Annotated in this window: 30 protein-coding genes and 1 tRNA gene; 16 read left to right on the forward strand and 15 right to left on the reverse strand. The window is 56.1% G+C overall.

Translation table 11 applies throughout. The features are described from left to right. Nucleotides 1-135: 135 nt before the first annotated feature. The 3 genes from ACP15L_RS05010 to nthA are packed head-to-tail and all read right to left on the reverse strand — an operon-like array spanning nucleotide 136 to nucleotide 1750. A complete protein-coding gene (locus ACP15L_RS05010; RefSeq protein ID WP_425083361.1) occupies nucleotides 136-465 on the reverse strand; it encodes a nitrile hydratase accessory protein in 330 nt (109 codons plus the stop codon). Further along, nucleotides 462-1139 (reverse strand): nitrile hydratase subunit beta, encoded by a 678-nt coding sequence (gene nthB, locus ACP15L_RS05015; RefSeq protein ID WP_425083362.1) that lies wholly within the window; start codon nucleotides 1137-1139, stop codon nucleotides 462-464. Before nthB ends, ACP15L_RS05010 begins: the two co-directional genes overlap by 4 nt. Then, nucleotides 1136-1750, reverse strand: a complete 615-nt coding sequence (nthA, locus tag ACP15L_RS05020) for a nitrile hydratase subunit alpha (RefSeq protein ID WP_425083363.1) — start codon at nucleotides 1748-1750, stop codon at nucleotides 1136-1138. Before nthA ends, nthB begins: the two co-directional genes overlap by 4 nt. A 150-nt stretch (nucleotides 1751-1900) precedes the next feature. Here nthA and secG point away from each other — a divergent pair, with 150 nt between their 5' ends. From secG to ACP15L_RS05075, 11 genes are all read left to right on the forward strand, one after another. After that, a complete protein-coding gene (gene secG / locus ACP15L_RS05025) occupies nucleotides 1901-2266 on the forward strand; it encodes a preprotein translocase subunit SecG (RefSeq protein WP_170376300.1) in 366 nt (121 codons plus the stop codon). Between the two features lie 160 nt (nucleotides 2267-2426). Then, complete coding sequence (locus ACP15L_RS05030; protein WP_425083364.1) at nucleotides 2427-4070, forward strand: CTP synthase; 1644 nt, start codon at nucleotides 2427-2429, stop codon at nucleotides 4068-4070. Nucleotides 4071-4166: 96 nt separating this feature from the next. Continuing rightward, complete coding sequence (locus ACP15L_RS05035; protein ID WP_170376295.1) at nucleotides 4167-4943, forward strand: isocitrate lyase/PEP mutase family protein; 777 nt, start codon at nucleotides 4167-4169, stop codon at nucleotides 4941-4943. Between the two features lie 62 nt (nucleotides 4944-5005). Then, complete coding sequence (locus ACP15L_RS05040; protein WP_170376293.1) at nucleotides 5006-5299, forward strand: DUF1330 domain-containing protein; 294 nt, start codon at nucleotides 5006-5008, stop codon at nucleotides 5297-5299. A 42-nt stretch (nucleotides 5300-5341) separates the two neighbouring features. Continuing rightward, complete coding sequence (locus ACP15L_RS05045) at nucleotides 5342-5791, forward strand: TerB family tellurite resistance protein (protein WP_209250414.1); 450 nt, start codon at nucleotides 5342-5344, stop codon at nucleotides 5789-5791. A 20-nt stretch (nucleotides 5792-5811) separates the two neighbouring features. Next, nucleotides 5812-6249 carry a TerB family tellurite resistance protein gene (locus ACP15L_RS05050; protein ID WP_170487737.1) on the forward strand — a complete coding sequence of 146 codons (438 nt, stop codon included), beginning with the start codon at nucleotides 5812-5814 and terminating at the stop codon, nucleotides 6247-6249. Between the two features lie 5 nt (nucleotides 6250-6254). After that, the gene (locus ACP15L_RS05055) at nucleotides 6255-6998 is read left to right on the forward strand and encodes a phosphate/phosphite/phosphonate ABC transporter substrate-binding protein (protein WP_425083510.1); all 744 of its coding nucleotides are present in this window, start codon (nucleotides 6255-6257) and stop codon (nucleotides 6996-6998) included. 125 nt (nucleotides 6999-7123) lie between these two features. Then, a complete protein-coding gene (locus ACP15L_RS05060) occupies nucleotides 7124-7900 on the forward strand; it encodes an ABC transporter ATP-binding protein (RefSeq protein ID WP_170718231.1) in 777 nt (258 codons plus the stop codon). A 34-nt stretch (nucleotides 7901-7934) separates the two neighbouring features. Continuing rightward, a complete protein-coding gene (locus ACP15L_RS05065; protein WP_425083365.1) occupies nucleotides 7935-8684 on the forward strand; it encodes a transporter substrate-binding domain-containing protein in 750 nt (249 codons plus the stop codon). An 81-nt stretch (nucleotides 8685-8765) separates the two neighbouring features. After that, nucleotides 8766-9653, forward strand: coding sequence for an ABC transporter permease (locus ACP15L_RS05070; RefSeq protein WP_170376284.1), 888 nt, complete (start codon nucleotides 8766-8768; stop codon nucleotides 9651-9653). Further along, entirely contained in the window at nucleotides 9650-10456 is an 807-nt protein-coding gene (locus ACP15L_RS05075) for an ABC transporter permease (RefSeq protein ID WP_170470205.1), read from the forward strand. Before ACP15L_RS05070 ends, ACP15L_RS05075 begins: the two co-directional genes overlap by 4 nt. Before the next feature lie 713 nt (nucleotides 10457-11169). Here ACP15L_RS05075 and ACP15L_RS05080 read toward each other — a convergent pair. The 6 genes from ACP15L_RS05080 to ACP15L_RS05105 form a co-directional block, all read right to left on the reverse strand. Beyond that, on the reverse strand, nucleotides 11170-12126 hold the full coding sequence (locus tag ACP15L_RS05080) for a DUF4238 domain-containing protein (RefSeq protein WP_171105179.1): 957 nt from the start codon (nucleotides 12124-12126) through the stop codon (nucleotides 11170-11172). A gap of 49 nt (nucleotides 12127-12175) precedes the next feature. Beyond that, entirely contained in the window at nucleotides 12176-13438 is a 1263-nt protein-coding gene (locus tag ACP15L_RS05085) for a phosphoribosyltransferase family protein (protein WP_171105178.1), read from the reverse strand. A gap of 13 nt (nucleotides 13439-13451) precedes the next feature. Continuing rightward, nucleotides 13452-14414, reverse strand: a complete 963-nt coding sequence (locus tag ACP15L_RS05090) for a DNA-processing protein DprA (RefSeq protein WP_171105177.1) — start codon at nucleotides 14412-14414, stop codon at nucleotides 13452-13454. Between the two features lie 128 nt (nucleotides 14415-14542). Continuing rightward, the gene (locus tag ACP15L_RS05095; protein ID WP_425083366.1) at nucleotides 14543-15733 is read right to left on the reverse strand and encodes a hypothetical protein; all 1191 of its coding nucleotides are present in this window, start codon (nucleotides 15731-15733) and stop codon (nucleotides 14543-14545) included. A gap of 331 nt (nucleotides 15734-16064) precedes the next feature. Then, nucleotides 16065-16141: transfer RNA gene (locus tag ACP15L_RS05100), tRNA-His, on the reverse strand. A 47-nt stretch (nucleotides 16142-16188) separates the two neighbouring features. Further along, complete coding sequence (locus ACP15L_RS05105; protein WP_425083367.1) at nucleotides 16189-16671, reverse strand: N-acetyltransferase family protein; 483 nt, start codon at nucleotides 16669-16671, stop codon at nucleotides 16189-16191. A gap of 78 nt (nucleotides 16672-16749) precedes the next feature. Here ACP15L_RS05105 and ACP15L_RS05110 point away from each other — a divergent pair, with 78 nt between their 5' ends. After that, entirely contained in the window at nucleotides 16750-16938 is a 189-nt protein-coding gene (locus ACP15L_RS05110) for a DUF6324 family protein (RefSeq protein WP_170376278.1), read from the forward strand. Between the two features lie 6 nt (nucleotides 16939-16944). Here the strand turns inward: ACP15L_RS05110 and ACP15L_RS05115 are convergent, their stop codons facing one another. Next, nucleotides 16945-17376, reverse strand: coding sequence for an MmcB family DNA repair protein (locus ACP15L_RS05115; protein WP_425083368.1), 432 nt, complete (start codon nucleotides 17374-17376; stop codon nucleotides 16945-16947). Between the two features lie 115 nt (nucleotides 17377-17491). Between ACP15L_RS05115 and ACP15L_RS05120 the strand changes: the two genes are divergently transcribed. Further along, a complete protein-coding gene (locus ACP15L_RS05120; protein ID WP_170376274.1) occupies nucleotides 17492-17812 on the forward strand; it encodes a metalloregulator ArsR/SmtB family transcription factor in 321 nt (106 codons plus the stop codon). Then, on the forward strand, nucleotides 17809-18234 hold the full coding sequence (locus ACP15L_RS05125; RefSeq protein WP_170376273.1) for an SRPBCC family protein: 426 nt from the start codon (nucleotides 17809-17811) through the stop codon (nucleotides 18232-18234). Before ACP15L_RS05120 ends, ACP15L_RS05125 begins: the two co-directional genes overlap by 4 nt. Nucleotides 18235-18447: 213 nt before the next feature. Here ACP15L_RS05125 and ACP15L_RS05130 read toward each other — a convergent pair whose 3' ends face one another. From ACP15L_RS05130 to ACP15L_RS05150, 5 genes are all read right to left on the reverse strand, one after another. Further along, complete coding sequence (locus ACP15L_RS05130; RefSeq protein WP_170478268.1) at nucleotides 18448-18753, reverse strand: hypothetical protein; 306 nt, start codon at nucleotides 18751-18753, stop codon at nucleotides 18448-18450. A 59-nt stretch (nucleotides 18754-18812) separates the two neighbouring features. Then, on the reverse strand, nucleotides 18813-19295 hold the full coding sequence (gene nusB, locus ACP15L_RS05135) for a transcription antitermination factor NusB (protein ID WP_425083369.1): 483 nt from the start codon (nucleotides 19293-19295) through the stop codon (nucleotides 18813-18815). Continuing rightward, nucleotides 19292-19843 (reverse strand): 6,7-dimethyl-8-ribityllumazine synthase, encoded by a 552-nt coding sequence (locus ACP15L_RS05140; RefSeq protein ID WP_170704593.1) that lies wholly within the window; start codon nucleotides 19841-19843, stop codon nucleotides 19292-19294. Before ACP15L_RS05140 ends, nusB begins: the two co-directional genes overlap by 4 nt. 2 nt (nucleotides 19844-19845) lie before the next feature. Continuing rightward, on the reverse strand, nucleotides 19846-20967 hold the full coding sequence (gene ribB / locus ACP15L_RS05145) for a 3,4-dihydroxy-2-butanone-4-phosphate synthase (protein ID WP_170665386.1): 1122 nt from the start codon (nucleotides 20965-20967) through the stop codon (nucleotides 19846-19848). A gap of 109 nt (nucleotides 20968-21076) precedes the next feature. Beyond that, a complete protein-coding gene (locus ACP15L_RS05150; RefSeq protein WP_170551668.1) occupies nucleotides 21077-21664 on the reverse strand; it encodes a riboflavin synthase in 588 nt (195 codons plus the stop codon). A 140-nt stretch (nucleotides 21665-21804) separates the two neighbouring features. On the opposite strand from ACP15L_RS05150, the gene ACP15L_RS05155 reads away from it, so the two are divergent. Together ACP15L_RS05155 and ACP15L_RS05160 are read left to right on the forward strand one after the other, a co-directional pair. Further along, on the forward strand, nucleotides 21805-23103 hold the full coding sequence (locus ACP15L_RS05155; RefSeq protein WP_425083370.1) for a capsule biosynthesis protein: 1299 nt from the start codon (nucleotides 21805-21807) through the stop codon (nucleotides 23101-23103). A 121-nt stretch (nucleotides 23104-23224) separates the two neighbouring features. Next, nucleotides 23225-24316 (forward strand): polysaccharide biosynthesis/export family protein, encoded by a 1092-nt coding sequence (locus ACP15L_RS05160; protein ID WP_425083371.1) that lies wholly within the window; start codon nucleotides 23225-23227, stop codon nucleotides 24314-24316. The last annotated feature ends 2 nt before the right edge of the window (nucleotides 24317-24318 follow it).

Consider the following 24318-nt stretch of genomic DNA (forward strand, 5'->3'; position numbering starts at 1 on the left):
GCAAATCGCGCTGCGCGCAATGCCTCCGGCGGGGATATTTTTTAGCCAGATGAAGAACGGATCCCCTGCTTCATCTGGCCGAAAATATCTCGGGGGAGTCGCCAAAGGCGGCGGGGGCAGCGCCCCCAACTCGCTTTACGGCAAACGGACCGGTTTACCATGAGGCGTGGTCAGGTAAGCCCTTTCCCAAGCGCCCTGCAGCAAGGTGACCTCATCTGAGCGGGCATCTCCTTGTTCAGCCAACAAGGCCTCAAGGGTTTCGAGCCATGCCTGGAAGTAGTCATCCCCGCCATCCAGCTCTTTGTTCAGACCGTTCCGTTTCAACGTGTGCGAAAACCGGTCTGCCCAGTCGGGCCAGTCAAAACGCCCAGCCTCGTTCAAGGCGACAGTGACCGCAAAGACCTGCGCATGCCAGGGCTCGGAAAAGACAGGCTCTGGGGCTGTGGCTGTGATGCAGTTGCTCATGCAGGCTCCAGATAGGATTGCCACAGATCCAGCACCACCTCATCCTTGGGGTGTTCCGGATCGGTCCATAGCTCGGACGCCAGGAAAGATACGGCATAGAGAGGTTCTGGTGCCTCTCCCAGCCCGTGGGCATTGGAATCGGGTAGAACATGCGTTCCGTTCAAGCGAACGATCCGGCCTTGGGCCCCAGCGGCATAGTTCGGCAAACGTGTATGCCCACCATCCACCAGACGGTTCGCGGAGGGTCGCACTGTTTTCACCATCTGCCCGACCTCGAACTGCGCCGCGATGTTCGATTTGCGGTCCGCAGGGCCGCCTTTGGCCAATGCAGCTGCGACAGTTTGCGCTTTCAGCATTCGGTCTGCCAGTGGATGATCCCCAACCGAGGTTTCTCCGCGCAGGTCTTCGAGGGTCAGCACCCCTTTTGCGACCAACAGATCGGCCAGCCCAGAGATCCATTTCTCATAGTAGGAAAACCGGGTGTAGTCCTTCGGCGACAGCTGCTCACGCGCATGGCGCGATGTGTCAATGTTCCATTGCCCCAAAAAGCCCGAGGCCAGCGTCACTGCCAAAGCTCGCGCGTGCCAGTCTTCGGAAAAAATGGGGGCGTCTTCGGCTTCTGGGTTGATCGGCCCGTCGCCAAACCGCCCTCCCATATCGTGAACGCGCGTCATGACGCCTCCTTAGGCAGGCCAGTACCGATCATGCTGTCGCGGGTGACCATAGCCGCGAGTTCCTCTTCGCCCAGCCCTTCTGTCCCCTCGGGACGCATGGGCAGCACAAGATAGCGAATCTCGGCCGTGGAGTCCCAGACGCGTACCGCTGTGTCCTCGGCGAGCGTCACACCAAACTCAGCCAGAACCTTGCGCGGTTCGCGCACGGCGCGGGCGCGGTAGGCGTCGGATTTATACCAGCCGGGCGGGATACCAAGCAGCGGCCACGGATAGCAACTGCACAGCGTACAAACGACCATGTTGTGCTGCTCCGGTGTGTTTTCGACCACCACCATATGTTCGCCTTGACGACCATAGTAACCAAGCTCGGCGACAACCGGCGTTGCATCTTCAAGCATTGCGGCTTTGAACGCAGGATCGCTCCAGGCCCTGGCGACAACGCGCGCGCCGTTCTGCGGGCCGACCTTGTTCTGATACGTGTCGATGATTTCATCCAGCGCCGCCGGGTCAATCAACCCCTTCCGGGTCAGAATCGTTTCGAGCGCTTTGACGCGCAGCGCGGGTTCGGGGGGCAACAAAGCGTGCGGGTGGTCAGAATGATCATGAGGCATGGCCGCAGGGTGCGCCAAGCTTGACCGATCTGTCCAGTCCCTTTGGCGTGATGTGCAACATCATCAACTGTGATGCCAACTCGTGACTTGCCCCCAGAACCAAACTTGCATAAGTACCACGCGATACACGCCACGCTGTACAGGACCACCATGGAAAACGTCGTTCTCATCATCCATCTTCTTCTGGCTTTGGGCCTGATCGCCGTCGTTCTGATGCAGCGGTCCGAGGGTGGCGGTCTTGGCATGGGTGGCGGTGGCGGCGGCGCCATGACAGGCCGTGCAGCTGCAACGGCCCTGGGCAAAGTGACCTGGATCCTGGCCGCCTGCTTTATCGTCACCTCGATCACCTTGACGATTCTGGCAGCGCAGAAGTCCTCGGGCAGCTCGGTCATCGACCGTTTGGGCGTTCCGGCTCCGGCCGCAACTGAAGAAAGCGCGCCTGCGGTTCCGTCCGCAGATGACCTGCTCCCTCCGGCGCAGGGCGACAACGCTCCGCTGATCCCGCAGGCCGACTAAGCCACAAAACCTAGAAACCTGAAAGAGAACTGCAACAGCATCTTGCGGTTCTCTTGCGCTATTGGCGCGAATCCTTTATACGTGAAGTCCCGTGATGCAGCGGTTTTTCGGAACCGTCGGGCAGCTGATTTTGACGTCTCACGGGAGCAGCCGAAAAAACATGGCGCGTTTTATTTTCATCACTGGTGGTGTGGTTTCGTCCTTGGGTAAAGGACTGGCTTCGGCGGCTCTGGGATCGCTCTTGCAGGCGCGGGGGTACTCGGTGCGTCTGCGCAAGCTGGACCCCTATCTGAACGTCGACCCCGGCACCATGTCGCCTTTCGAGCATGGCGAGGTTTTCGTCACCGATGATGGCGCTGAAACTGATCTGGACCTTGGTCACTATGAACGCTTCACCGGTGTGGCCGCGCGCAAGACCGACTCGGTCAGCTCAGGCCGGATCTATTCCAACGTGTTGGAAAAAGAACGCCGTGGAGATTACCTCGGCAAGACCATCCAGGTGATCCCGCACGTCACCAATGAGATCAAAGACTTCATCGCCATCGGCGAGGATGAGGTCGATTTCATGCTGTGTGAGATCGGCGGCACCGTGGGCGATATCGAAGGCCTGCCCTTCTTTGAGGCTATTCGTCAATTCAGCCAAGACAAGCCGCGCGGTCAGTGCATCTTTATGCACTTGACTCTGCTGCCCTACATCAAAGCCTCGGGTGAGCTGAAAACCAAGCCGACCCAGCACTCGGTGAAAGAGCTGCGCTCGATCGGCCTGGCCCCCGACATTCTGGTTTGCCGGTCCGAGGGGCCGATCCCCACGAAAGAGCGTGAGAAACTGGCCCTGTTCTGCAATGTGCGCCCCGATAGTGTGATCGCTGCGCAGGACCTGTCCACCATCTACGACGCGCCTCTGGCCTATCATAAGGAAGGTTTGGATCAGGCGGTTCTGGACGCGTTCCAGATCAGCCCTGCCCCCAAGCCCGATCTGGCCAAATGGGAGGACGTCAGCGACCGCATTCATAACGCCGAAGGCGAGGTGAAGGTCGCGATTGTAGGTAAATACACACAGTTGGAAGACGCCTATAAGTCGATTGCCGAGGCGCTGACCCATGGCGGCATGGCGAACCGCGTCAGGGTCAAGATCGAATGGGTCGATGCCGAGGTGTTCGACCACGAAGATGCGGCCCCCTATCTGGAAGGCTACCACGCCATCCTCGTTCCCGGCGGCTTTGGCGAACGAGGCACCGAGGGCAAGATCAAAGCCGCGCAATATGCGCGCGAGCACAAGGTGCCCTATCTGGGCATCTGCCTGGGCATGCAGATGGCTGTGATCGAAGCGGCGCGCAATGCGGCTGGTATCGCCGAGGCGGGCTCGGAAGAGTTCGATCACGAGGCTGGCAAGAAACGGTTTGAACCGGTGGTCTACCACCTTAAGGAATGGGTTCAGGGAAATCACAAGGTGGAACGCAAAGTGGGCGACGACAAAGGCGGCACCATGCGCCTTGGCGCCTATAACGCCGTTCTCGCCGAAGGCTCGAAAGTTGCGAATGTCTATGGCGGCACACAGATCGAGGAACGCCACCGTCACCGCTATGAGGTCGACATCAAATATCGTGAACAGCTTGAAAAAGCGGGCCTGAACTTCTCGGGCATGTCCCCCGATGGCCGCTTGCCCGAGATTGTCGAATGGTCGGATCACCCGTGGTTCATCGGCGTTCAGTATCACCCCGAGCTGAAATCCAAGCCGTTTGAGCCGCATCCCCTGTTCCGCGACTTCGTGCGCGCGGCCAAGGACAGCTCTCGACTGGTCTGATGCGGTCGCTGCAACGTGATGTACCGACACAATTAAGCGCTTAGGATTCTGGCGTCCTGGGATTAACTGTTGAACGAGTTTCGACAGGAGATACCCATGACGACCCAAGCCCAACGTGCTGAAACCTTCACGCGCCTGCATGTCAAAGGCGACCCGGTCATCCTGTTCAACATCTGGGACGCTGGCAGCGCCGCTGCCGTGCGCGATGCAGGCGCGCAGGCGATCGCGACGGGTAGCGCTCCGGTAGCGATGGCGCAAGGCTTTGCGGACGGGCAGCACATCCCGCTGGAAGCCGCGCTGGACAACGCAAAGCGCATCGTCAGCGCTGTTGATCTACCCGTCACCCTGGACTTTGAAGGGGCTTATGCCGTCTATCCTGCAGGCATCGCCGACAATACGGCACGGGCGTTGGATTGCGGTGTTGTTGGCTTCAACTTCGAAGATCAGATCGTCGGCGCAGACGGCCTTCACAGCATCCCTGATCAAGCCGCGCGAATCGAAGCGATGCGCAAGGCCTGCGACGCGGCCGGTATTCCCGCCTATATCAACGCCCGCACGGACATCTTCCTGAAAGCACCGGCCGACACGCATGATTCTACGATGCTTGAAGATGCCATAGCCCGCGCTTCGGCCTTCCAATCCGCAGGAGCCAGCGGGTTCTTTGCCCCGGGCCTGAAAGATGAGGCCATGATCCGACGGCTCTGTGAGGCCACCGAGTTACCGGTCAACATCATCGCTCTGCCAGGCACGCCGGATTCAGCGACTCTCGCCAAGCTCGGCGTGGCGCGTATCAGCTACGGCCCGGTGCCCTATCGCCAGATGATTGCGTGGCTAACTGAACAGGCGCGTCAGGCCATCGACTACGCCGGATAGGCGCAGCTTGCAATTTTTACGCAAACTTCGCACCTTGCCCTAAACCGATACGGGAGATTTGCATGAGCAAAGGCTACTGGGTGGCCCATGTCGATGTCGAAGATATGGAGACATACAAGAACTACATCGCAGCGAATGCTGAACCTTTCTCCGCCTACGGCGCCCGCTTTCTTGTGCGCGGTGGCTCGCGCGAAGTCAGAGAAGGCGCTGCGCGGGCAAGAACGGTTGTGATCGAGTTTCCCAGCTACAAACAGGCCCTCGCCTGTTACGAAAGCGAAGGCTACCAAAAGGCCAAAGCGCTGCGCGATCCTGTCTCGCTCGGCGATCTTGTGATCATTGAGGGCTATGACGGGTAGTCTCAACTTGGCGCGCCACAAAATATGGATTAGATTGGCCTCATGTTGAAAAAATTCTTCCAAGCGTTTCGACCGCCACAGACAGAACACCTGCCCGACCCCGACGCCGAACTGGCGCTGGGTGCATTGATGGTGCGTGTTGCGCAAGCGGACCGGGACTACAAACTGGAAGAGATCAGCCTGATTGATCGCATTCTGGCCCGCCTCTATCAGCACAACGCGATCGAGGCCGCCAAGGTTCGTGCCACCTGCGAGAAACTACATGCGGCAGCACCGGACACCGACACGTTTGGCAAGCTGATCCGCGAAACCACCGATCTGAACGAACGCCTCGCCGCGCTGGACGCGCTGTGGGAGGTCGTGCTGGCCGATGGCGACACGGATGAGGGTGAGGTCAAGATCGTCGAAGAGGCCCGCGTCGCGATGGGCCTCAGCTTCAATGACAGCAAATCCGCCCGCGAACGCGTGCAAAGCCGCTTGGAAGCTCATTAACCTGGCTCTATATCTGTTTCATGTTTCGTGATTTTCTGTCCCGGCTGACACAGCCTGACCCCGACCCTCTGGCCGAAGATGACGCCCGTCTGGCGCTGACGGCGCTTTTGGTGCGTATCGCCCGGTCCGACAATGACTACGCCGACTCGGAAATGGCCCGAATCGACAAGGTCTCGGTCGAACGCTATGGGTTGTCGCCTTTCGAAGCTGCAGGCCTGCGCGCCCGCGCCGAAGACCTTGAGGCCGAGGCCCCCGATACCGTCCGCTTCACCCGCGCCATCAAAGAAGCCGTCGCCTACGATGATCGGCTTGCCGTTGTGCAGGCCATGTGGTCGGTCGCCCTCGCAGATGGGCAAAGGACCGGCGAGGAGGATTCGCTGCTGCGCCTTGTCGTCAGCCTACTGGGTGTTAGCGATGTGGATTCAGCCCTCGCCCGTCAGAAGGCAGCCAAAGCGTGACAGCGATGCTGGGCATGTATGACATGCCCGCCCTGCGCGCCTCCAACGATCGCTTCTGGGATCTGATCAGGACGCATTTGGGGGTCGGTCCCGCCAATCTTGAGCGGTCGCGCGATTTCTGGGAAATCTGGCGCGATCCCAATCTGATCTTTGCCCAAACCTGCGGTATGCCCTACCGAACGCAGCTTCATGACGCGGTGCAACTGATCGGCACGCCGGACTATGGTCTGCCCGGCTGTCCAGAGGGTTACTACAGATCTGTCTTTGTCGCCCGCGCCGATGATCCGCGCAGTCTGGCGGAGCTGACGGACGGGGTCTTTGTCTATAACGAAGCGCTGTCTCAATCCGGCTGGTCCGCTCCGATCACGCATTTGTCCCAGATGGGGCTTGCACCGAAGCACCTGCAGCAGACCGGAGCGCATGCCAATTCGGCCCAATCCGTGGCCGAGGGCATGAGCGATTTCGCCGCGCTCGACGCGCTGACCTGGGAGCTTCTTAAGGAGCATACCGATCTGGGAGACGCATTGCACGACGTTGCCGAGACGGAACCGACCCCAGGGCTGCCCTACATCACTTCGAAATCGCAGGATGCGCTTCGGATCGCACGCGCGGTTCAGGCCGCCATTGATGCTCTGACGGATGAGGATCGAGGTAATCTGCGCATCCGTGGGTTGATCAATATTCCCGCAAGCGCGTACCTCGCTATTCCAACTGCGCCTTCGCCCAAAGCACAGTTGCGCAGCAGCTAACCAATTTGATCACGACCTTTGGTCATTTTGATTGATTCCCCGCTCGATTCTGTGTTTTGCGCATTGCATTGCGCCGGATTTTCCGCCCTATTACCGCACCAACACCACTCATGACTGGAGCTTCCGTGACAGACGCCTCTGCCGTAATCGAGATCAAGGACCTACACAAAAGCTTCGGTAATCTCGAGGTGCTCAAGGGCGTGGATATCACCGCGAAACGCGGCGATGTGGTCTCACTTATCGGGTCCTCCGGCTCGGGGAAATCCACTTTACTTCGGTGCTGCAACCTTCTGGAAGACAGCCAACAGGGTGAGATCACGTTCAAGGGTGAGCCTGTGAAATGGAGCGGCTCGGGCAGCGCTCGTCGTCCCGCCGATCCCAAACAGGTCCTGCGCATTCGCACCAATCTGTCCATGGTGTTCCAGCAATTCAATTTGTGGGCACATATGACCATTTTGCAAAATGTCATGGAGGCCCCGGTGACCGTTTTGGGCCGTGACAAGGCCGAAGTGGAAGACAGCGCGCGCAAATATCTGGAAAAGGTCGGCATCGGCGACAAATGCGATGTCTACCCAGCGCAGCTGTCCGGTGGTCAGCAACAACGCGCCGCCATCGCGCGCGGCCTGTGCATGGAGCCCGAAGCACTGCTGTTCGACGAACCCACCTCGGCACTCGACCCCGAGCTGGAGCAGGAGGTGATCAAAGTGATCAAGGATCTTGCCGCTGAGGGCAGGACGATGATCATCGTGACCCATGACATGAAGATGGCCGCCGATATCTCAAGCCACGTGGTGTTCCTGCATCAAGGCCGGATCGAAGAGGAAGGCAGCGCCGAAGATATCTTTACAGCGCCTGAATCCGAGCGGCTTCGGGGCTTTCTTTCCGCCACTCAGGCGGCATAAGTTTCAATAACAGAACCAAACTGGGGAGTAACCAATGAAAAACCTGATTCTGTCTACCGCAGCACTTGCGCTGACCGCCGGTATCGCCATGGCCGACACCGTCCGCATGGGGACCGAGGGCGCCTACCCTCCGTACAACTTCATCAATGACGCCGGCGAAATCGACGGGTTTGAGCGTGAAGTGGGCGACGAGCTGTGCAAGCGCGCAAACCTGGAATGCGAGTGGGTCAAGAATGACTGGGACTCGATCATTCCGAACCTGGTCTCGGGTAACTACGACACCATCATCGCAGGCATGTCGATCACCGATGAGCGTGATGAAGTTATTGATTTCACTCAAAACTACTTCCCTCCTGCGGCGTCGGCCTATGTTGGCGCATCGGACGGAGTTGACGTAGGTGGCGGCATCGTTGCGGCTCAGACTGCGACCATTCAGGCCGGTCACGTAGCTGAATCCGGCGCGACTCTGGTCGAGTTCGCGACCCCCGAAGAAACCATCGCAGCCGTTCGCAACGGTGAAGCAGACGCCGTATTTGCCGACAAGGACTTCCTTGTGCCGATCGTCGAAGAGTCGGCCGGTGAGCTGGTATTCGTAGGCGATGACGTCCCGCTGGGCGGCGGTATCGGCCTTGGTATCCGTGAATCCGACGACGAACTGCGCGGCAAGTTCGACGAAGCGATCACTTCAATGAAAGCAGATGGTTCGCTGAACGAACTGATCGTTAAATGGTTCGGCGAAGGCGTTCCGACCTACAACGCCGACGGCTCTGTCGTTTCCAACTGATCTGCACGAAAAGGTTCGGCGTATTGAATGCGCCGAACCTTCCCCGGCCTCGCGCCGGAATTGACGTTCGAAAGACGCCACATGTTTTCCTATTGCGCTGATCCCGACACGCTGGGCACGTTCCGCTGGTTTTCGTGCTATTTGACCAACGGCGTGCATTGGTCGTTCTACCTGTCCTTTCTAAAGGTGCTTGGCTTGCTTGCCGTGACCGCCCCGGTCGCGCTGAGCTTTGGCTTTGCGGGCGCGATGGCAGCCAGGTCACATGTCGCGCCGCTCAGTTGGCTGGGCAAAGGGTACATCGCCATCGTGCGCGGCGTCCCGGACATCGCGTTTTTCTTGTTTTTTGTCATCGCCCTGGATCAGGCCTTTGAGTGGACACGCCACCAGGTCATGTGTCCCGAATGGACAGATCCGGTCCGTCAAGGCAATGACTTCATCGTCTGTCAGGCCGCCAAACTGCCCTTGGGCAGCGCCCCGGAATGGGTCCACGAGACCTATGGGTTCTTCCTGGCCGTTGTCACCTTTTCCATCGTTTTTGGCGCGTTTGCGGCCAACGTTCTGTTCGGCGGTATGCGCGCCGTGCCACATGCTCAGCTTGAAACGGCCGAGGCCTATGGCATGACCCGCCGCCAGACATTCTGGCGAATTCTGGTACCGCAGATGTGGGTCTATGCCCTGCCCGGCCTGTCCAACCTGTGGATGGTGCTGATCAAAGCCACCCCGCTTCTGTTCCTGCTGGGCATCGAAGATATCGTCTATTGGGCGCGTGAGTTGGGTGGCACCAAGACGTCACGCTTCACCGATTACCCCCATGGCGACTGGCGCATGTGGTATTTCCTGTTCCTGCTGATCTTCTATCTCGGCATGACCCGCGTCTCGGAAATCGTGCTTGAAAAGCTGATGCGCCGCTTGTCCCACGGTCAGGCCACATCTGGTGGAGAGCTGTTGCGCAAGGAGACGACGGCATGAGCTGCATCCAGACGATTCAGGACTACGCCCTGCGCTCTGTCGGCCTTGGCGAACGCCTGTTACCCAAATCAGACTTCACCCTGTGCGAACAGTTCACGCTGATCGGCTCGGGCATGATCTGGAATGTCTATTTCGGCATCATGGCCCTGGCGACTGGCTTCTTCCTGGCCACCGCCCTGGCCGTCGGCAAGGCATCTCCGAACAAATGGCTGCGCAAACCCTCGGAGTGGTTCATCTTTCTGTTCAGAGGTTCTCCCCTGTTCATCCAGTTCTTCTTTGCCTATTTCTTTTTCCTGTCGCTGAAGAAACCCTATCCGATGTTCGACGCCCTGACGTCGGCCTGGTTGGGGGCGCTTATCGTGTTGTTCCTCAACACAGCCGCGTACACGGGCGAGATCTTCTACGGCGCTCTTCGCTCGATCCCCAAGGGCGATATCGAGGCCGCAGATGCCTATGGCATGACCGGCTGGGCCCGCTTCCGCCGGATTGTCTGGCCGACCATGCTGCGGTTAGCATGGCCTGCCTATACCAACGAGGCGATCTTTCTGTTCCACGCGACAACGCTGGTCTTTTTCTCAGCCTTCCCGGCCTGGCAGCAGCGCGGAGACGCCCTGTATTACGCCAGCTATTTCGCAGACAAGACCTTCAACCCGTTCATCCCCTATCCGATTCTGGCGTTCTATTTCATCCTGCTGACGTTGGTCATCATCTGGGGCTTTGGACTGGTCAACAAGCGACTGAACCGGCACCTGCCCGCCGCTCGGAAAAGCAAGATGAAGTTGCGGCTGAACCTGGCGCGCTGATCTCCAGCGCGCCTGAGCATCAAAATCTATCACTCTAAGCCGCGCTTCCAGCGCGGTTTTTTTGTTCGAAACTTAGGTAGATCGAGGGGAAATGGTACCGCCTCCCTGGCTTGAACAGGGGACCTCTGGATCCACAACGGTCGGGTCGCCTAATAAAAGTAAAACTAAATCAATAACTTAAAGAATTTTTCGTTTGCCTTTGCTGAGGATTTCCTCAAATTGAAGTGATTATGCCTACTCCTATTAACTCTGGATTTTTTGTCCAAGTGTAGGCCTCGCTGAAACACGCAATAAAACTGCCACAGTCCTACACACTGATTGTTTGACCAATACCCTGAGGTGAGCGTTGCGCATTCCTAGCGGATTGCCGCGTGAATCAGCGCCGCGCCACTTTTTCTCCGACACATCTTCACAACTGACCCCTGCAATTGTCGGGGCACCGTTGCGTACGAACACTGGACTACGCGCCACTATGAAGCTGACCAACCAAAACCGAACCATCGTTCAAGCAAGAGCGATTGCACGAGCGATATTGGACAAGTTGAATACCGAAGTTTTTTGGCGACAAATAGGAGTTGACGTCCGATATAGAGGGACTTTTCTGCCTTTCTCTGCGGGTGCAACACTTGGTGATCAGAACACTATGCGCCCTTCCGAATATGACCCTCCAGCATGATCATAAGTTCAGGCCACATTGTATTGATGTGGCAGTCTTAATCTTCAGCCGTGTTGCTAGACGATCTAAGCGGGCTGTTTTCAGCGACAATACTGTGTCCACGCTTGGCCGCAAAGCGTTCCATGTGAGTTGAATGCCGACGAGTCGCGAAATGTTTCTGCACAAAGGCCTTCATCTTGTCGTCAATCCCGTAAACGAATTTGACAGCGTGCTGGACATTGATCCTATTTACATCTTTCGCTTGTTGGCGGCGGTTCTGCGCCATGAGACGTTGCATGATTTTGGGTTCGTGCGTCGCTACAAACAGGCGAGTTGGGCCTATCGGAATCATTAGGAACGACTCGGGGTCAGCTATTGTCGTAGTCATCCATACGGGACGATCTGTAGTAAGCAACGGTACGCCACTCCCCTCAAAGTCGAGCACATTCCAGTGCATGTTGTTGATGATCTGGCCAATGCCAGAATGGTCCAGACATCGACGGGCGATACCTAGCGCCAACTTGTCTTCTTCGTGTGGATCAAGCGCAGACAGGTAGTCATCAACGCGTTCGGGTGCGCCCTCTGGGCGGTTCGCTTCATATGCTTCTTGCAAGCCGGGTGTTGCCTCGGCCCACGCTTCTTTAACCGTTGATTTGAGTTGTGTGATTTCGGAAGGCGTTCTGATCGATAGCCCCCATACGAACCGCGACCATGCACTTCTCAACCGCGGCCTCCACTGGGATTCAGGCAATCTTTGTTCGAGCAGTTCAAGCGCATCGGCAGCTTCAGAATCCACTCGAGACATGAAACCTTTCTCCATCTCTGGATTAGGTGGTCCTTCAGGCATGCGCGCCGAATATAAGTGCTCTTCAAACGCCGTACCTTTGGGTACGACGCGTTTTGTAACCACTTCGTCACCATAGGGTCGGCTGAAACGACACACCTTTCCATCCTCCTCCGCCCAACGGCTTAGGTAGAAAATCGGAAGATAGTGATGATCGACGGGATCACTCATAGATAACGCTAACTAAACTTCGGGACGAACAATGTGGCCAACGTGCCCTTCAGACATCTTCCGGCCAATCCCAACTTGAGTACTTCACGTATGCTTGGGCTATCTCGTTGTCTGCGTTTGGATTTCTGACATTCCCTGAATTCGAATGTACTCTCAAACTACAACCGGTAGAGTTGTACGGCGTATAGGGTTTTTTGATCGGTGAATTGAGAGCTTCAATTGCATGGTAGTCGTTACGCCCGGGTGTTTTCAGCCATGAGAGCAATATCACGTTCGCGCCCGCCGCTTCAAAAAAGGCACGAGCAGCTTCAAGCGAAAAACCCTGTGTGCAGATATCGTCGACTACTAATACGTTTTTGCCTCTCAGGTTGGGAGGATTTTTGTATTTAAGTTTTTTTGGACCTGTTCTGGTCGCGTGTGGGTTCAGATTTATTGTATTTAGCTGGTTGTCAGGTGTCGGTGCGCCTCCGCTGACTCGAAGGGTCTGCGACTTCGGAGCATCCGCGTGGCGAAGGATAAAATCGAACAAGTATCGGGCACGAAGTGATCCAGAAACTACTTCAATGGCATTCATCAACTTGGTTTTTGCTGAATCCGTTTTGTGTCCGGGATACGGAGCGACAAAGTCTACTTCTGTCCCAATGCCTGAAAGATGTATTCGAGCTGCCATAAGCAAACCCCAAAAACGGATGTTGCCAGCATTCGCTTTAGCGGCGTTTTTTGCATCAGTTGAGTATATTGCTCCCTCTGGGTAGGCTTTCGAATATTCAGCAAACGGTGCGATTGAATAAACACGCAAATTTCCGTCCTCAATGCCCCAGAACCAGTCTTGCGGTGTCAAGCAGCAGCACTCAACAAAGCTGGCAATTTCCTTTGGCGAAGAGAACTCAAAACCGTAGGGTGAATTATCTCCATGCCATTTGGCGTTGAGCAACGGGAAGCCTCCATTCGAAGCTGCACGAACATCGTCATGAGTATTGCCAACGTAGAAAACTTCCGGTGCGACCCAGCCATACTTATCCAAGATGCTTTGCATCGCAGACTTGTATTGCTTGTACTCAATGTCCTTGCCTCCTTGAAAGTATGGCAAGGTGCTGCCCACCAATTCAGATATATACTCTTGAAACGGTTTTTTCGATCCATCGGCGGAATTGACCACCCAACTTGTATTTGAAACAAGTACAGGCTGGACACCTTTGGAAATAAGGAATTTCAACAACTTAACAACCTCACCCAAGAGGTTCCTGTCTAGAGTTCCCTTGTGTGCGAGCACATCACTCAAAGAGAAAATAATGCCTTTCAGGGCGTACATGTTGCCTCTTCAGTCAGATTAATAGTTTTTGCTTGGGCTGGACTTCTAGGTTTGCCTTGAAGAACGCTATAAATTTGTCGTGGTCTTTTGGCACTGTGAAATAACCAGCCGATGAATAAAGTTCGCGAGGAATCCAGTCTTGTTGCGGCTGCGTAGGAGCGCGTGCGAACACAAGAGGGCGATCTAAATCAGTCGCAAACTTTACGGTATGTGCAGTACCGCTTTTGAGACTCCATTCTATTGGAAATACCAGACGCCCCAGCGCTGCTTGAATGCGATTTCTCCTAACAAAGTTCTTAGCGCTGACAGAGTCATTTGGGAGGTACTCAGTTACTACGGCTCCTCCGCCTTCAACTATTCTTTGACGCAGTTCTGCTGAACCAGATGGATAGTCTGACAATACACCCGTTCCAAGTACTGCCACTGTCGGCAAACCAAGAGCCAAGCTCGCCCGATGAACAATCTGATCAATTCCCTCAGCCAATCCACTAACTGTGACTGCTTTCAGCTCGTCCAAACAAAACCCGAAGTATGTGGCAAGCCATTTGCCTTCAGCACTGACCTTACGTGATCCAACAGCAGTGATGGCAGGAGCTTGCAATGCTTTCTCATTTCCCTCGACAAATAGCCACCTCGGAACGTCCCTAAGACCAAGCAATTGACGAGGATAACAAGCGTCCCCTGGGAAAACGATCTTTATTCGGCGGCGAGACATGTAGTCTAGTTTTCTTCGTGCCTCGTCTAGGGAAGAGTTCTTCATATGCGTTGGTGAAAAATGCTCTTTTAGACGTGCATACGTCGGATTAACCAAAATTTTCTGAGAAACATCCGACTCTACGTCTTCGTCAAAAAATGCACTGAATCCAATGCGGTCCCGCGCTACCTTCTTTAAGGTTTCAAACCCCACACCGCGAACATCGCACAATGCTAAGAATGACAAGACTTCAGTGTTATTGTTTTTAGAAGTATCGATCAAACAGCTCTACCTCCGCCTTAACGAACTCAATATCTGGTATCGGTCTAGAGTGAAAGAGCTATCAGACGTACACACCTGTAGTTAAGCGGCAAGTCGAAGCTCTGGAGACTTCATAACTGGATCAACGTTCACGTTGGTTTTGGATTTGTTAAGGACTGAGAAATGCTGCTAGCTTCGTCTCCGTGAAGGATTTTTTGCAAATCTCTCAAGGGGTCTTCGCACCTTATCGATTCTTCCACACTATCCAGCCAACTACTGACAGTAGTATCCACTTCATCGCTCAACGCATGATGGTTTGCCCAAACCCTTAATTCGGTCAGAAACGCTAGTAACTTTTGGGACTTGTTCCACTGGTCTGCCAGTCTTTCAAAGCCTTCCCAACGAGCCAGCATAGCTGTTTCTTTCAGCTCCAGTTCTTTTTTGGCTTGTCCTTCTGCACGGCGTTTAGCTCGGATTTCAGCTCGTTCATTTTCACGCCGTGCGGCAGCTTTCCTTGCGGCGGCTACGCAAGCCACCAGCCTTTTTAGACCGTATTGCTCCACTTCTTTACGACTGTACACAAATTCCAAAGAGCGCACACAGTTTCCTGAAACTGAGAGCTTCATGTTCTTAGTCGGGTAGAGCCAGTAACCGTGATGTTCCGGCCAAGCTGTCCAGTTATCCGGATCGATTCCGTGACGAAGTTCTTCCGACATTTTCTGACGTATACTGACCTTTAGTTCAGCACTTCCGATTTGGATTCTGAATCGGCCGTCGACACGGGCTTGGACAACTTGGGCTCCAATCTTGTCGATTGATTTAAAGAATGCGCTAGTGACCCTCAGCCTATAGTAGTCAAAATCGCTCAAACTCAAGCTGCTCAAGCAATCGGCACACGCGGAGTTGCTACAGTTCAAATCGCAAATCCAACTGGCAACGATAGGATGGGCATCACTCAAACAGCTATCTATACTCGGCTGATCGATTTTCCGGAAAGCCTCAGCACGCTCTCGCTTTGTCTGCTTTTTTTGATTGTCAAATGGGTTTGCGACTGGGAAAACCACGACTTCAACCATCTGACTCTGGGCAAGCTGCAAATTCGGTCTTTCCACCGATTTTCCGGTATCGACCTTAGTCCAATGGCCACGAGGAGGTGTAGGGATTCTGTACCTTTTACAGCAATTTGCCAGCCCCCTGTCAGAGACCCCAAACTGTCTTGCTAGTTTATACATAGGGTGCCGCCAAACTAGTTCATAGAGTTCGTAGACACTTAGAATTCGCTGTTCTTCCACATCTATTCCATTTGCAAGCCGCTCAGTTTTCAAAGTGGTTTCGGACAACAGCTTTCTCAAATCTGAGATGGTTGTTGCGTTTGCAAGAACAGACTAGGTCAAACGTGCGCAAGCACTTTGCTGCCGGCCAAAAACCTCAATGCTACAATGGCTTACTACAATTTGAATTTGGACCACATTCAAGGAAAGAGTTGCTTACATTTGACGGCTGAATGCGTAGTGAAAATCAGAGGAATTCCTCAGTTTTTCCTCAGTTCTGCTAGTGTTCCTGTCACGTTCACAGGTGTTTCCTCAGGCAAAATGACAATTGTGAGGAAAACTTGCCTACCCATTAACACTATAATACTTTGTTTTTATTTGATTTTTAAGGCTTGGGAGGTGGTACCGCCTTCTGGGTTCGAACCAGAGACCTCTGGATCCACAATCCAGCGCTCTAACCAACTGAGCTAAGGCGGCACTTGTGAGGGGCGATGTACCGAACACGCCACGGGAATGCAAGAGGATTAAAGCCGAATTTTCCAGCTTTGTTCGACGAGATCGACGCCGAAAGAATGAACCGGCTTGCTGTCCACCAACTGCCATCCCGTGGACCGGTACAAGGCGCAGGCGGCCTTGTGGCTTTCATGGGTCCAGAGCTGCATTTGCTGGTATCCCGCTGCCTTGGCAAAGCCCATACAAGTGCCAAGAAGCCGCTTTCCCAGCCCCAGACCGCGCGCCTCGGGCACCAGAAGGAACAGGCGCAGTTTTGCGGTCTGAGCGTCGAGTCTGACGCAGAAGATGCTCCCCAGTCTCTGACCTTCTGCCTCGGCGATCCAACCCCTCTCGCACGCGGGGTCATGATCGGCAATGAAATCCTCCAGAATACGCGCGACCAGCGGGGCGAAGCTGTCATCAAACCCCTCATCGCGGGCATAGAGGGTTCCATGACGCTCAACCAGCCAAGGTGCATCCTGGGGCTGAAAAGCCCTGATCCTTACGTTCTCCATACCGTATCAGAGCGTAAAGGCGGCTTGATTCTCAACCCCGTGCGCGCTAGCAGGAACGCTCAGTCCCCGGAGGCGAGTATGGGTATCAACACCGAACGCGACATTCAGGCCAACCTTCAGATCGGCCCTACCGATCAGGGTATGGTACGTCTGTTTATCGAGGCCGATGGCCTTGAGATTCCGATGGATTTCGATCCCGAGGAAGCCGAAGAGATCGCAGACGAACTGCGTGCCGCTGCACAAGCTGCCCTGGCCGTCAAAGGCTGATCCGCGTCACAGCCGCGGGTCGCGCAACGCCTGCAATCGACGTGCAGCATCTGTGGCGAATTTCTGGATCATCTTTTTACGCCGGGCCGGAGGCAGCTTGTCCTCGGGTGCCATGCGAATGATCTCGGCATCATAAGCATCGGCGATGATCAGACCGGTTTCCTGCGGCAACAGGTCCGTTGGGAACTCGGTATCGACAGCCCAAAAGAATCGATCGCACCACTCCAGATAGCCTTGCCACTTCGCATCTGACTGATAGTCGGCACGGCTGGATTTGCACTCGATCACCCAAAGCTCACCCTTTGGGCCCAACCCCATTACATCGACGCGTAGTCCGCGCGCCGGCACAAATTCTTCAACGGAAACAAAGCCGTGGGTGGTGAGATGGCGCGCGACGCCGCGCGCAAGTTTCTGTCCAGGCTGTAAATCCAGTGTCATACTGAGAATGTGAACAATTAGTGAACAAAAGTAAAGCCTTCACTCAGCGCTTGACATGATACCATATGGTATCTCATTAATATAATACCAAATGGTATCTTTACCGAGGCGACAAATGCAAACCCTTACCCAAAACGCGTTTCGTGCGCTGGCAGACCCAACCCGTCGGGACATCATCAAACTTCTTGCCTCTCAGGACATGACGATCGGGCAGTTGACGAACCGGTTCGACATGACGAGGGCTGCCGTCAAAAAGCACCTGACGGTCTTGTCTGATGGTGGGCTGATTACGGTGGAAGCCCGCGGCAGAGAGCGCATCAACCGAATTGAACCTCAGGGCATGGCCCCGATCTTGGATTGGCTCAGCTACTTTGACCAGTTCTGGGATGAACGCCTCAACTCCCTTAAGGAAGCTATTGAAAGGAAAAAAGAATGACGAATGCCGTATTGCAAAAAACGATCTTTCTACGGGCCGATCCAGATACCGTCTGGGCCTATCTAACTGAGCCCGAACGGCTGGCAGAGTGGTTTCACAAGCCGGAGCGCACGTTGACCAAGGGAAGCAAACTGCAAATGTTCGGGACCAACAGCGGCGACCTGCTGATCTGGGGCGAGGTACGGGAAGCACGTGCCCCTGAATATCTTGAGTACACATTCACTGTGAAGCCGATGGGAGACGCGGTCAGTCTAGTCAAATGGACGCTGACCCCTGTGGCAGGCGGTACGAAGCTTAGCCTTCAACATGAAGGCCTGCCTCAGGGCGCGGATGCGTTCGGCCTGATCCTTGCGCTCGACAATGGCTGGGATGAGCATTTCGGCAAGATGCGCACAGCGCTGCACGAAACTGTTGATGCCTGACCCCTTGTGTAAACCCGCCGGACGCCCTACGTAGGCGCTTGGCGGGTTCTGCCCTTCTTGTGACTGGTAGCATTCTGGTGGCCTTAAGCAATTCCGAGGGGGCTGGCTCTGTTCAGGTCCTGGCCTGATTACCTGGCGCCCACCTGTACATACAGGTCCTCGGGAATCACACCGCACGGTTGACTGGTGGTCCCGCCACATTTTCCATGAAATTCAGCGCTCTGCGCGCGCTTCCTGCTTGGCCAATGCCGGCTTGAAGCTGTCCACCACAGGCGAGCCGCGACGTGGGCCGCCGGGTTTTTCTGCCATGCTCATGATCTTGTAGCCGAACTGCACACCGGCAAACACGATCCCGTTCATGAACCAGATCATCGCAAGGGCGACCAAACCGATCTCCGAACTGGTGATCAAATGCCGAAGGTTTGCCACGTTAAATGCCAGAAGCACCCCGACAAACACGGCCGAGATAACGAAACCCCAGGCGACTTGCGTGATATACAGGCGGATCAGTTTGGGCATGGCGAACCTCATTGCGCTATGACATTCAGGTTAGCGCATGTTTGATTCGAGTAAAGGCGTCAGAATGCCTCGGGCTGGGCCTCGCGGGCCATGTGATCCAGCACGGCGTTGACGAATTTCGGCTCTTTACCTTCAGGGAAGAAGGCACGCGCGACGTCGACGAACTCGGTGATGACCACTTTGGGCGGCGTGTCGCTTTGGGTCAGCTCGGCTCCGGCAGCACGGAACAGCGCCCGCAGAGTTGGGTCGATGCGTGAGATCGGCCATTTGGCGACCAGAGCGCGATCTGTCATCTGGTCGATCGGTGCCTGATAGTTCACCGCATTGTCGACTAGCGACCGGAAGAGGCTGATGTCACCGTCCAGCATTTCTTCACCCTCATAGACGGCACCGAACCGGTGATCCAGAAACTCATTCACAACCGCTTCGGTCGTCTGCCCCGATTGCTCCATCTGGAACAGCGCCTGCACGGCGTAAAGCCGAGCGGCGGATTTCATCAGGCGTTTCTGGTTGGCCGGTTTCGGCGCGTCTGTCTGGGTCATGCTGTCGTGGATCCGTTGCTGTCGCCCGCCACAAGGATGGACTCGGACGGCGGCTTGAAACCCACGCCCTTTTTGGAAGAGCCCCACTTACGGCTGAGCGCGATCAGATGCAAGGCCGCAGCGGCTGCTCCGCCACCTTTATTCATTTTTTCGGGATTTGCGCGGACTTCGGCCTGATCGTCATTCTCGACTGTCAGGATGCCGTTGCCGATGCACAGCCCCTGCAGGCCCATCAATTGGATCGCTCGGCTGGAGTCGTTGCAGACGGTTTCATAATGCGTGGTCTCGCCGCGAATGACACAGCCCAGCGCAACGTAGCCGTCGAAATTGCACTGACGATCAGCCATAGCGATGGCGGTCGGGATCTCAAGCGCCCCGGGAACTTCGACGACTTCGCAGGTGCCGCCCGCCGCTTCGATCTCGGCCTTCGCACCTGCGATCAGGTTGTCGGCAATCGCGCGGTAGAAAGGCGCCGCCACGATCAGAAGCTTCACCGGCTTGTCGAAGCTAGGGGTCGGCAGAATGCCATGTTTGTCTTGTTCAGCCATGATCAGTCTTCCTTCAGGATCGGGCGGGTGCCAACGATGGACAGCCCAAACGCGTCCAGCCCCAGATAAACGGTTTCGGGCGAGTCGGTCAGCAAGACCAGCTCTTGAATGCCCAGTTTGGACAGGATCTGAGATCCCAGACCGGTTTGCTTGATGGTCCGCGGGCCTTCGTCTTCGGCTGCATAGAGAGAGTTGCGCGGCTGGCGGAACAGACAGACGACCCCCCGGCCCTCTTCCGCGATCTTCTCCATTGCGCGTGGCAATTCACGAGAGGACTTCGGACCGAGGCCCAAGATATCCGGCGCTTCGTGCAGCGCGTGGGTGCGGGTCAGGACAGGCTCGGGCGTGGTGATGTCGCCTTTGATCATGACGACATGTTCGATGCCGTGAAGCTGATCGGTGAACAGGCGCATTTCCCATTCGCCACCGTATTCCGACGAGACCATCTCACGCGAGGTTTCGACCACGAGGTTATCATTGCGCGAGCGATAGGTGATCAGGTCGCTGATCGTACCGATCTTCATGTCATGGGTTTTGGCGAACTCGACCAGATCGGGCAGACGGGCCATGGTGCCGTCGGGTTTCATGATCTCACAGATCACGCCTGAGGGGTTCAACCCGGCCAGGCGTGAGATATCCACGGCAGCCTCGGTGTGGCCTGCGCGGACCAGCACCCCACCCCGCTTGGCGCGCAAGGGGAAGATGTGCCCCGGCGTTGCGATATGGGCCATCGTGTTCTGTTCATTGATCGCAGTTGCAACGGTCAGCGCGCGATCTGCGGCGGAAATACCGGTCGACACGCCCTCACGCGCTTCGATAGAAACCGTAAACGCCGTTTCGTGGCGGGATGAGTTGTTCACCGCCATCATCGGAAGCGCCAGCGCTTCAACCCGTTCAGCCGTCATCGGCAGGCAGATCAAGCCGCGCCCATGGGTAGCCATGAAGTTGATCGCCTCGGCATCAGCGAATTCTGCGGCAATGACCAGATCGCCTTCGTTCTCGCGATCTTCATGATCGACGAGGATATACATCCGGCCTGCGCGGGCCTCTTCAATGATGTCCTCGATCGGGCTGATCGCGTCGCGCAGCTGGGCCTCGACCGGGCCGGGGGTTTCAAAGCTCATGGGGCAGCCTTTCACAAGAGCATTTCTGCATGGCGGGATAGACCACCCCGCATCCAAAAGCCAGAGCACAAACGGCCTGAGCGGGCTCAGACGCGACGTATTCTAACGCTCAGACGGTCTCGGCCAGGCGGGCGACGTAGCGGGCGAGAGTGTCGATTTCCAGATTCACCCGATCCCCTACGGCGACATCACCCCACGTGGTGACCTCTTTGGTGTGAGGGATGAAGTTGATGCCGAAATCGCAGCCCTCGACATCATTCACGGTCAGAGACGTCCCGTTCAAAGCAACCGAGCCCTTGGGCGCAATGAAACGCGCCAAATCCTTAGGCGCGCGCAAGGTCACGCGGGTGCTGTCACCTTCGTCGCGCACATCGACAACTTCGGCGACGCCATCCACATGACCCGACACGATGTGACCGCCAAGTTCGTCGCCAACCTTCAGCGCACGCTCAAGGTTGACGCGCTTGCCCAGCGCCCAGCTGTTCAGGTTGGTTTTCGAGACGGTCTCGGCACTGATCTGAACGTCATACCAATCATCGCCCAGCGCAATCACGGTCAGACAAACACCATCGCTTGCAATCGATGCGCCAATGTCAATCGAGGCCGTGTCATAGCTCGTCTGGATGCGCGCACGCAGGTCGCCTTGCTGGTCCAGCTCGGTCACTGTTCCGATATCGGTCACGATCCCTGTAAACATTCCGTCAACCCTCGCGTTCTACCCTGTCTCATACTATCAGGGCCGAGGTAAGCTGATCCGCGCCGCCCGGCAAGCCCAACCTTGCCGAGAAATCCTAAGGCGGGCATAGTTTCGACAAGAATATTGGCCAAATCGCGCAGATGCACCACCCAAACCCAAATGCCGACCCTAGGGTCTTTCTGTTCCTGCAAGGCCCGCATGGCCCGTTTTTCAACGCGTTGGGCCGGATGCTACGGGCCTCGGGGGCGCAGACATGGCGTGTTGGCTTCAACGCGGGCGATCAGGCGTTCTGGTTCGACAGGAAATGCTACATCCCCTATCGCGACGCGCTAGAACACTGGCCCGAATTGCTGCAAGCGCTAATCGCCGAGAAACAAGTGACAGACATTGTTCTGTACGGCGACACCCGCCCGGTTCACGCAAACGCCGTCAGGATCGCCAAGACACGAGGCATCACCGTGCATGTGTTCGAGGAAGGCTACCTGCGCCCATGGTGGGTCACCTATGAGCGTGGCGGCTCAAACGGCAATTCGCGGCTGATGTCTCTGGATCTGGACCAGATGGCACAGGCACTGTCGCATTCGGGCGCACATTCCCCGCCACCGCCATCCCATTGGGGAGATATGCAACAACACATCTTCTACGGTGCGCTATACCACTGGTTCGTGCTGTTTCTGAACGGGCGATATCGCAATTTCAAACCGCACCGCGCGCTGCCAGTCTCGAAAGAGTTTCGGCTGTATTTCAAGCGCCTTATGCTGATGCCTTTCCACCGACTGCAACGAAGTCTAGCCACGGCACGGGTACGTAGCGGCGCCTTTCCCTATCACCTTGTGCTTTTGCAACTGGGTCATGACAGCTCGGTCCAGTCCCATTCGGAATATTCGGGGATGTGCGCTTTTTTAGAACAAATGATGGAGGGCTTCGCCAAAGGCGCCCCCGCACATCATCATCTGGTCATTAAGGAACATCCGCTTGAGAACCACCGCGAGCCCCTCCGTCGACGTGTTCGGGATTTGGCGCTCAAACTCGGGATCAAAGGCCGGGTGCATTACGTCCCCGGCGGCAAACTGGCGAAACTGCTTGACGACGCCAGCTCGGCCGTGACCATCAACTCGACCGCAGGGCAGCAAGTGCTATGGCGCGGCATCCCCTTGCGGATTTTTGGCCGTGCCGTCTATGACAAGCCGGAACTTGTGTCACAACAGGAGGTTAGCCGTTTCTTTGCCAACCCCGAATTACCCGATATTGAGGCCTACCAATTGTATCGGCGGTTTCTGCTGGAAACCAGTCAGGTTCCGGGCGGCTACTACTCCCGGCGCGGACGACGACAATTGCTGCGACGCGCTGTCGATATGATGCTGAGGGCTGATGATCCGTATCAGGCCCTACTGTCCGACGACGCGACCCCAGAGCCACAGTTGAAAATCGTTGAGTAGACTCAGCCATCCTTCTCTGGAAGTTGTAGCGGTAAAAGAGTAGTTTGCCGAAAAACAAGTAGAACTGAGGTTATCGGTAGTGCATCGCTTTCCAATCCGTTGGGTACGGGGGGTCGCCCTTGTGACCTCGCTCGTCGTGCTGAGTGCATGCCAGTTGCCCAAGGCGGGCCCTAACAAGAATGAGATTTTGGCCGGCTCAGTCAATAATGGCGGCAACGCGTTTGTGGTAGAAGTCGATGACCGCGTTTCGAGGGCCACGTCATCCGTGCCGCAGTTTGGGTTCTCTTCCTCCTTTACCTCAGCCCCGTCACTAACCGCAGACACCGTGCGTCCAGGGGATGTTTTGGGCCTGACGATCTGGGAGAACGTCGATGACGGTCTGCTGGCTGGCGAAGTCGGTTCCTCGACTGCGCTGGAACAGGTTCAGGTCGATAGTGAAGGCTTCATTTTCGTCCCCTATGCAGGCCGTTTGCGTGCCGCCGGCAACACTCCGGAAGAGTTGCGCGGGTTGATCACGGATGAGTTGGAAGAGCAAACTCCTGACCCTCAGGTCGAAGTACGCCGCCTTGCCGGAGACGGGTCGACCGTTTCGCTGACTGGCACCATCGGCGCTCCTGGTATTTATCCAATCGAAAGACCAACCCGCACTCTGCTTGGCATGCTGTCTCAGGCTGGAGGGGTTTCAGTGGCCTCCGATATCGCGCTGGTCACCCTGATCCGAGGCGATCAACGTGGGACAGTCTGGTACGAAGACCTATTCCGAAATCCCAAGCTGGATGTTGCGCTGCGCGGCGGTGACCGCATTCTGGTCGAGGAAGACAGCCGCTCCTACATCGCGCTTGGCGCAACCGGTGGGCAATCGCGCGTCGCCTTCGACAGTCAGGACCTGTCCGCGCTTGAGGCTCTGGCTCAGGTTGGCGGCTTGGTATCCGTCTCATCTGATCCAACCGGTATCTTCGTATTGCGCCGCGAACGTCAAGACATCGCCCGCCAAGTGATGGGCCGTTCCGATCTGCAGGGCGATCAGCGCATGATCTATCTGCTGAACCTGACTGCGCCCAATGGCCTGTTCATTGCGCGTGATTTCGTAATCCGCGACGACGACACAATCTACGTGACTGAAGCACCGTACGCGCAGTGGACAAAGTCGATCTCTCTGATCGCAGGGGGCCTGACGCCGGTTGCGAATGTCGCCACCCTGACCGGCAACTAAAC

This window comes from Ruegeria profundi, from assembly GCF_049800715.1.
In the GTDB taxonomy this organism is placed as follows: domain Bacteria; phylum Pseudomonadota; class Alphaproteobacteria; order Rhodobacterales; family Rhodobacteraceae; genus Ruegeria; species Ruegeria profundi_A.

What these genes read in the sequence shown, in the direction of transcription:
- nusB (WP_425083369.1), bottom strand. Translation starts at nt 19,295, where the DNA reads ATGACCCAGACAGACGCGCCGAAACCGGCCAACCAGAAACGCCTGATG.
- ACP15L_RS05125 (WP_170376273.1), top strand. Translation starts at nt 17,809, where the DNA reads ATGACGAATGCCGTATTGCAAAAAACGATCTTTCTACGGGCCGATCCA.
- ACP15L_RS05105 (WP_425083367.1), bottom strand. Translation starts at nt 16,671, where the DNA reads ATGGAGAACGTAAGGATCAGGGCTTTTCAGCCCCAGGATGCACCTTGG.
- ACP15L_RS05065 (WP_425083365.1), top strand. Translation starts at nt 7,935, where the DNA reads ATGAAAAACCTGATTCTGTCTACCGCAGCACTTGCGCTGACCGCCGGT.
- ACP15L_RS05140 (WP_170704593.1), bottom strand. Translation starts at nt 19,843, where the DNA reads ATGGCTGAACAAGACAAACATGGCATTCTGCCGACCCCTAGCTTCGAC.
- ribB (WP_170665386.1), bottom strand. Translation starts at nt 20,967, where the DNA reads ATGAGCTTTGAAACCCCCGGCCCGGTCGAGGCCCAGCTGCGCGACGCG.
- ACP15L_RS05155 (WP_425083370.1), top strand. Translation starts at nt 21,805, where the DNA reads ATGCACCACCCAAACCCAAATGCCGACCCTAGGGTCTTTCTGTTCCTG.
- ACP15L_RS05115 (WP_425083368.1), bottom strand. Translation starts at nt 17,376, where the DNA reads ATGACACTGGATTTACAGCCTGGACAGAAACTTGCGCGCGGCGTCGCG.
- ACP15L_RS05040 (WP_170376293.1), top strand. Translation starts at nt 5,006, where the DNA reads ATGAGCAAAGGCTACTGGGTGGCCCATGTCGATGTCGAAGATATGGAG.
- ACP15L_RS05035 (WP_170376295.1), top strand. Translation starts at nt 4,167, where the DNA reads ATGACGACCCAAGCCCAACGTGCTGAAACCTTCACGCGCCTGCATGTC.
- nthB (WP_425083362.1), bottom strand. Translation starts at nt 1,139, where the DNA reads ATGACGCGCGTTCACGATATGGGAGGGCGGTTTGGCGACGGGCCGATC.
- ACP15L_RS05030 (WP_425083364.1), top strand. Translation starts at nt 2,427, where the DNA reads ATGGCGCGTTTTATTTTCATCACTGGTGGTGTGGTTTCGTCCTTGGGT.
- ACP15L_RS05050 (WP_170487737.1), top strand. Translation starts at nt 5,812, where the DNA reads ATGTTTCGTGATTTTCTGTCCCGGCTGACACAGCCTGACCCCGACCCT.
- nthA (WP_425083363.1), bottom strand. Translation starts at nt 1,750, where the DNA reads ATGCCTCATGATCATTCTGACCACCCGCACGCTTTGTTGCCCCCCGAA.
- ACP15L_RS05080 (WP_171105179.1), bottom strand. Translation starts at nt 12,126, where the DNA reads ATGAGTGATCCCGTCGATCATCACTATCTTCCGATTTTCTACCTAAGC.
- ACP15L_RS05055 (WP_425083510.1), top strand. Translation starts at nt 6,255, where the DNA reads ATGCTGGGCATGTATGACATGCCCGCCCTGCGCGCCTCCAACGATCGC.
- ACP15L_RS05085 (WP_171105178.1), bottom strand. Translation starts at nt 13,438, where the DNA reads ATGTACGCCCTGAAAGGCATTATTTTCTCTTTGAGTGATGTGCTCGCA.
- ACP15L_RS05120 (WP_170376274.1), top strand. Translation starts at nt 17,492, where the DNA reads ATGCAAACCCTTACCCAAAACGCGTTTCGTGCGCTGGCAGACCCAACC.
- ACP15L_RS05130 (WP_170478268.1), bottom strand. Translation starts at nt 18,753, where the DNA reads ATGCCCAAACTGATCCGCCTGTATATCACGCAAGTCGCCTGGGGTTTC.
- ACP15L_RS05150 (WP_170551668.1), bottom strand. Translation starts at nt 21,664, where the DNA reads ATGTTTACAGGGATCGTGACCGATATCGGAACAGTGACCGAGCTGGAC.
- ACP15L_RS05045 (WP_209250414.1), top strand. Translation starts at nt 5,342, where the DNA reads ATGTTGAAAAAATTCTTCCAAGCGTTTCGACCGCCACAGACAGAACAC.
- ACP15L_RS05010 (WP_425083361.1), bottom strand. Translation starts at nt 465, where the DNA reads ATGAGCAACTGCATCACAGCCACAGCCCCAGAGCCTGTCTTTTCCGAG.
- ACP15L_RS05075 (WP_170470205.1), top strand. Translation starts at nt 9,650, where the DNA reads ATGAGCTGCATCCAGACGATTCAGGACTACGCCCTGCGCTCTGTCGGC.
- ACP15L_RS05070 (WP_170376284.1), top strand. Translation starts at nt 8,766, where the DNA reads ATGTTTTCCTATTGCGCTGATCCCGACACGCTGGGCACGTTCCGCTGG.
- secG (WP_170376300.1), top strand. Translation starts at nt 1,901, where the DNA reads ATGGAAAACGTCGTTCTCATCATCCATCTTCTTCTGGCTTTGGGCCTG.
- ACP15L_RS05110 (WP_170376278.1), top strand. Translation starts at nt 16,750, where the DNA reads ATGGGTATCAACACCGAACGCGACATTCAGGCCAACCTTCAGATCGGC.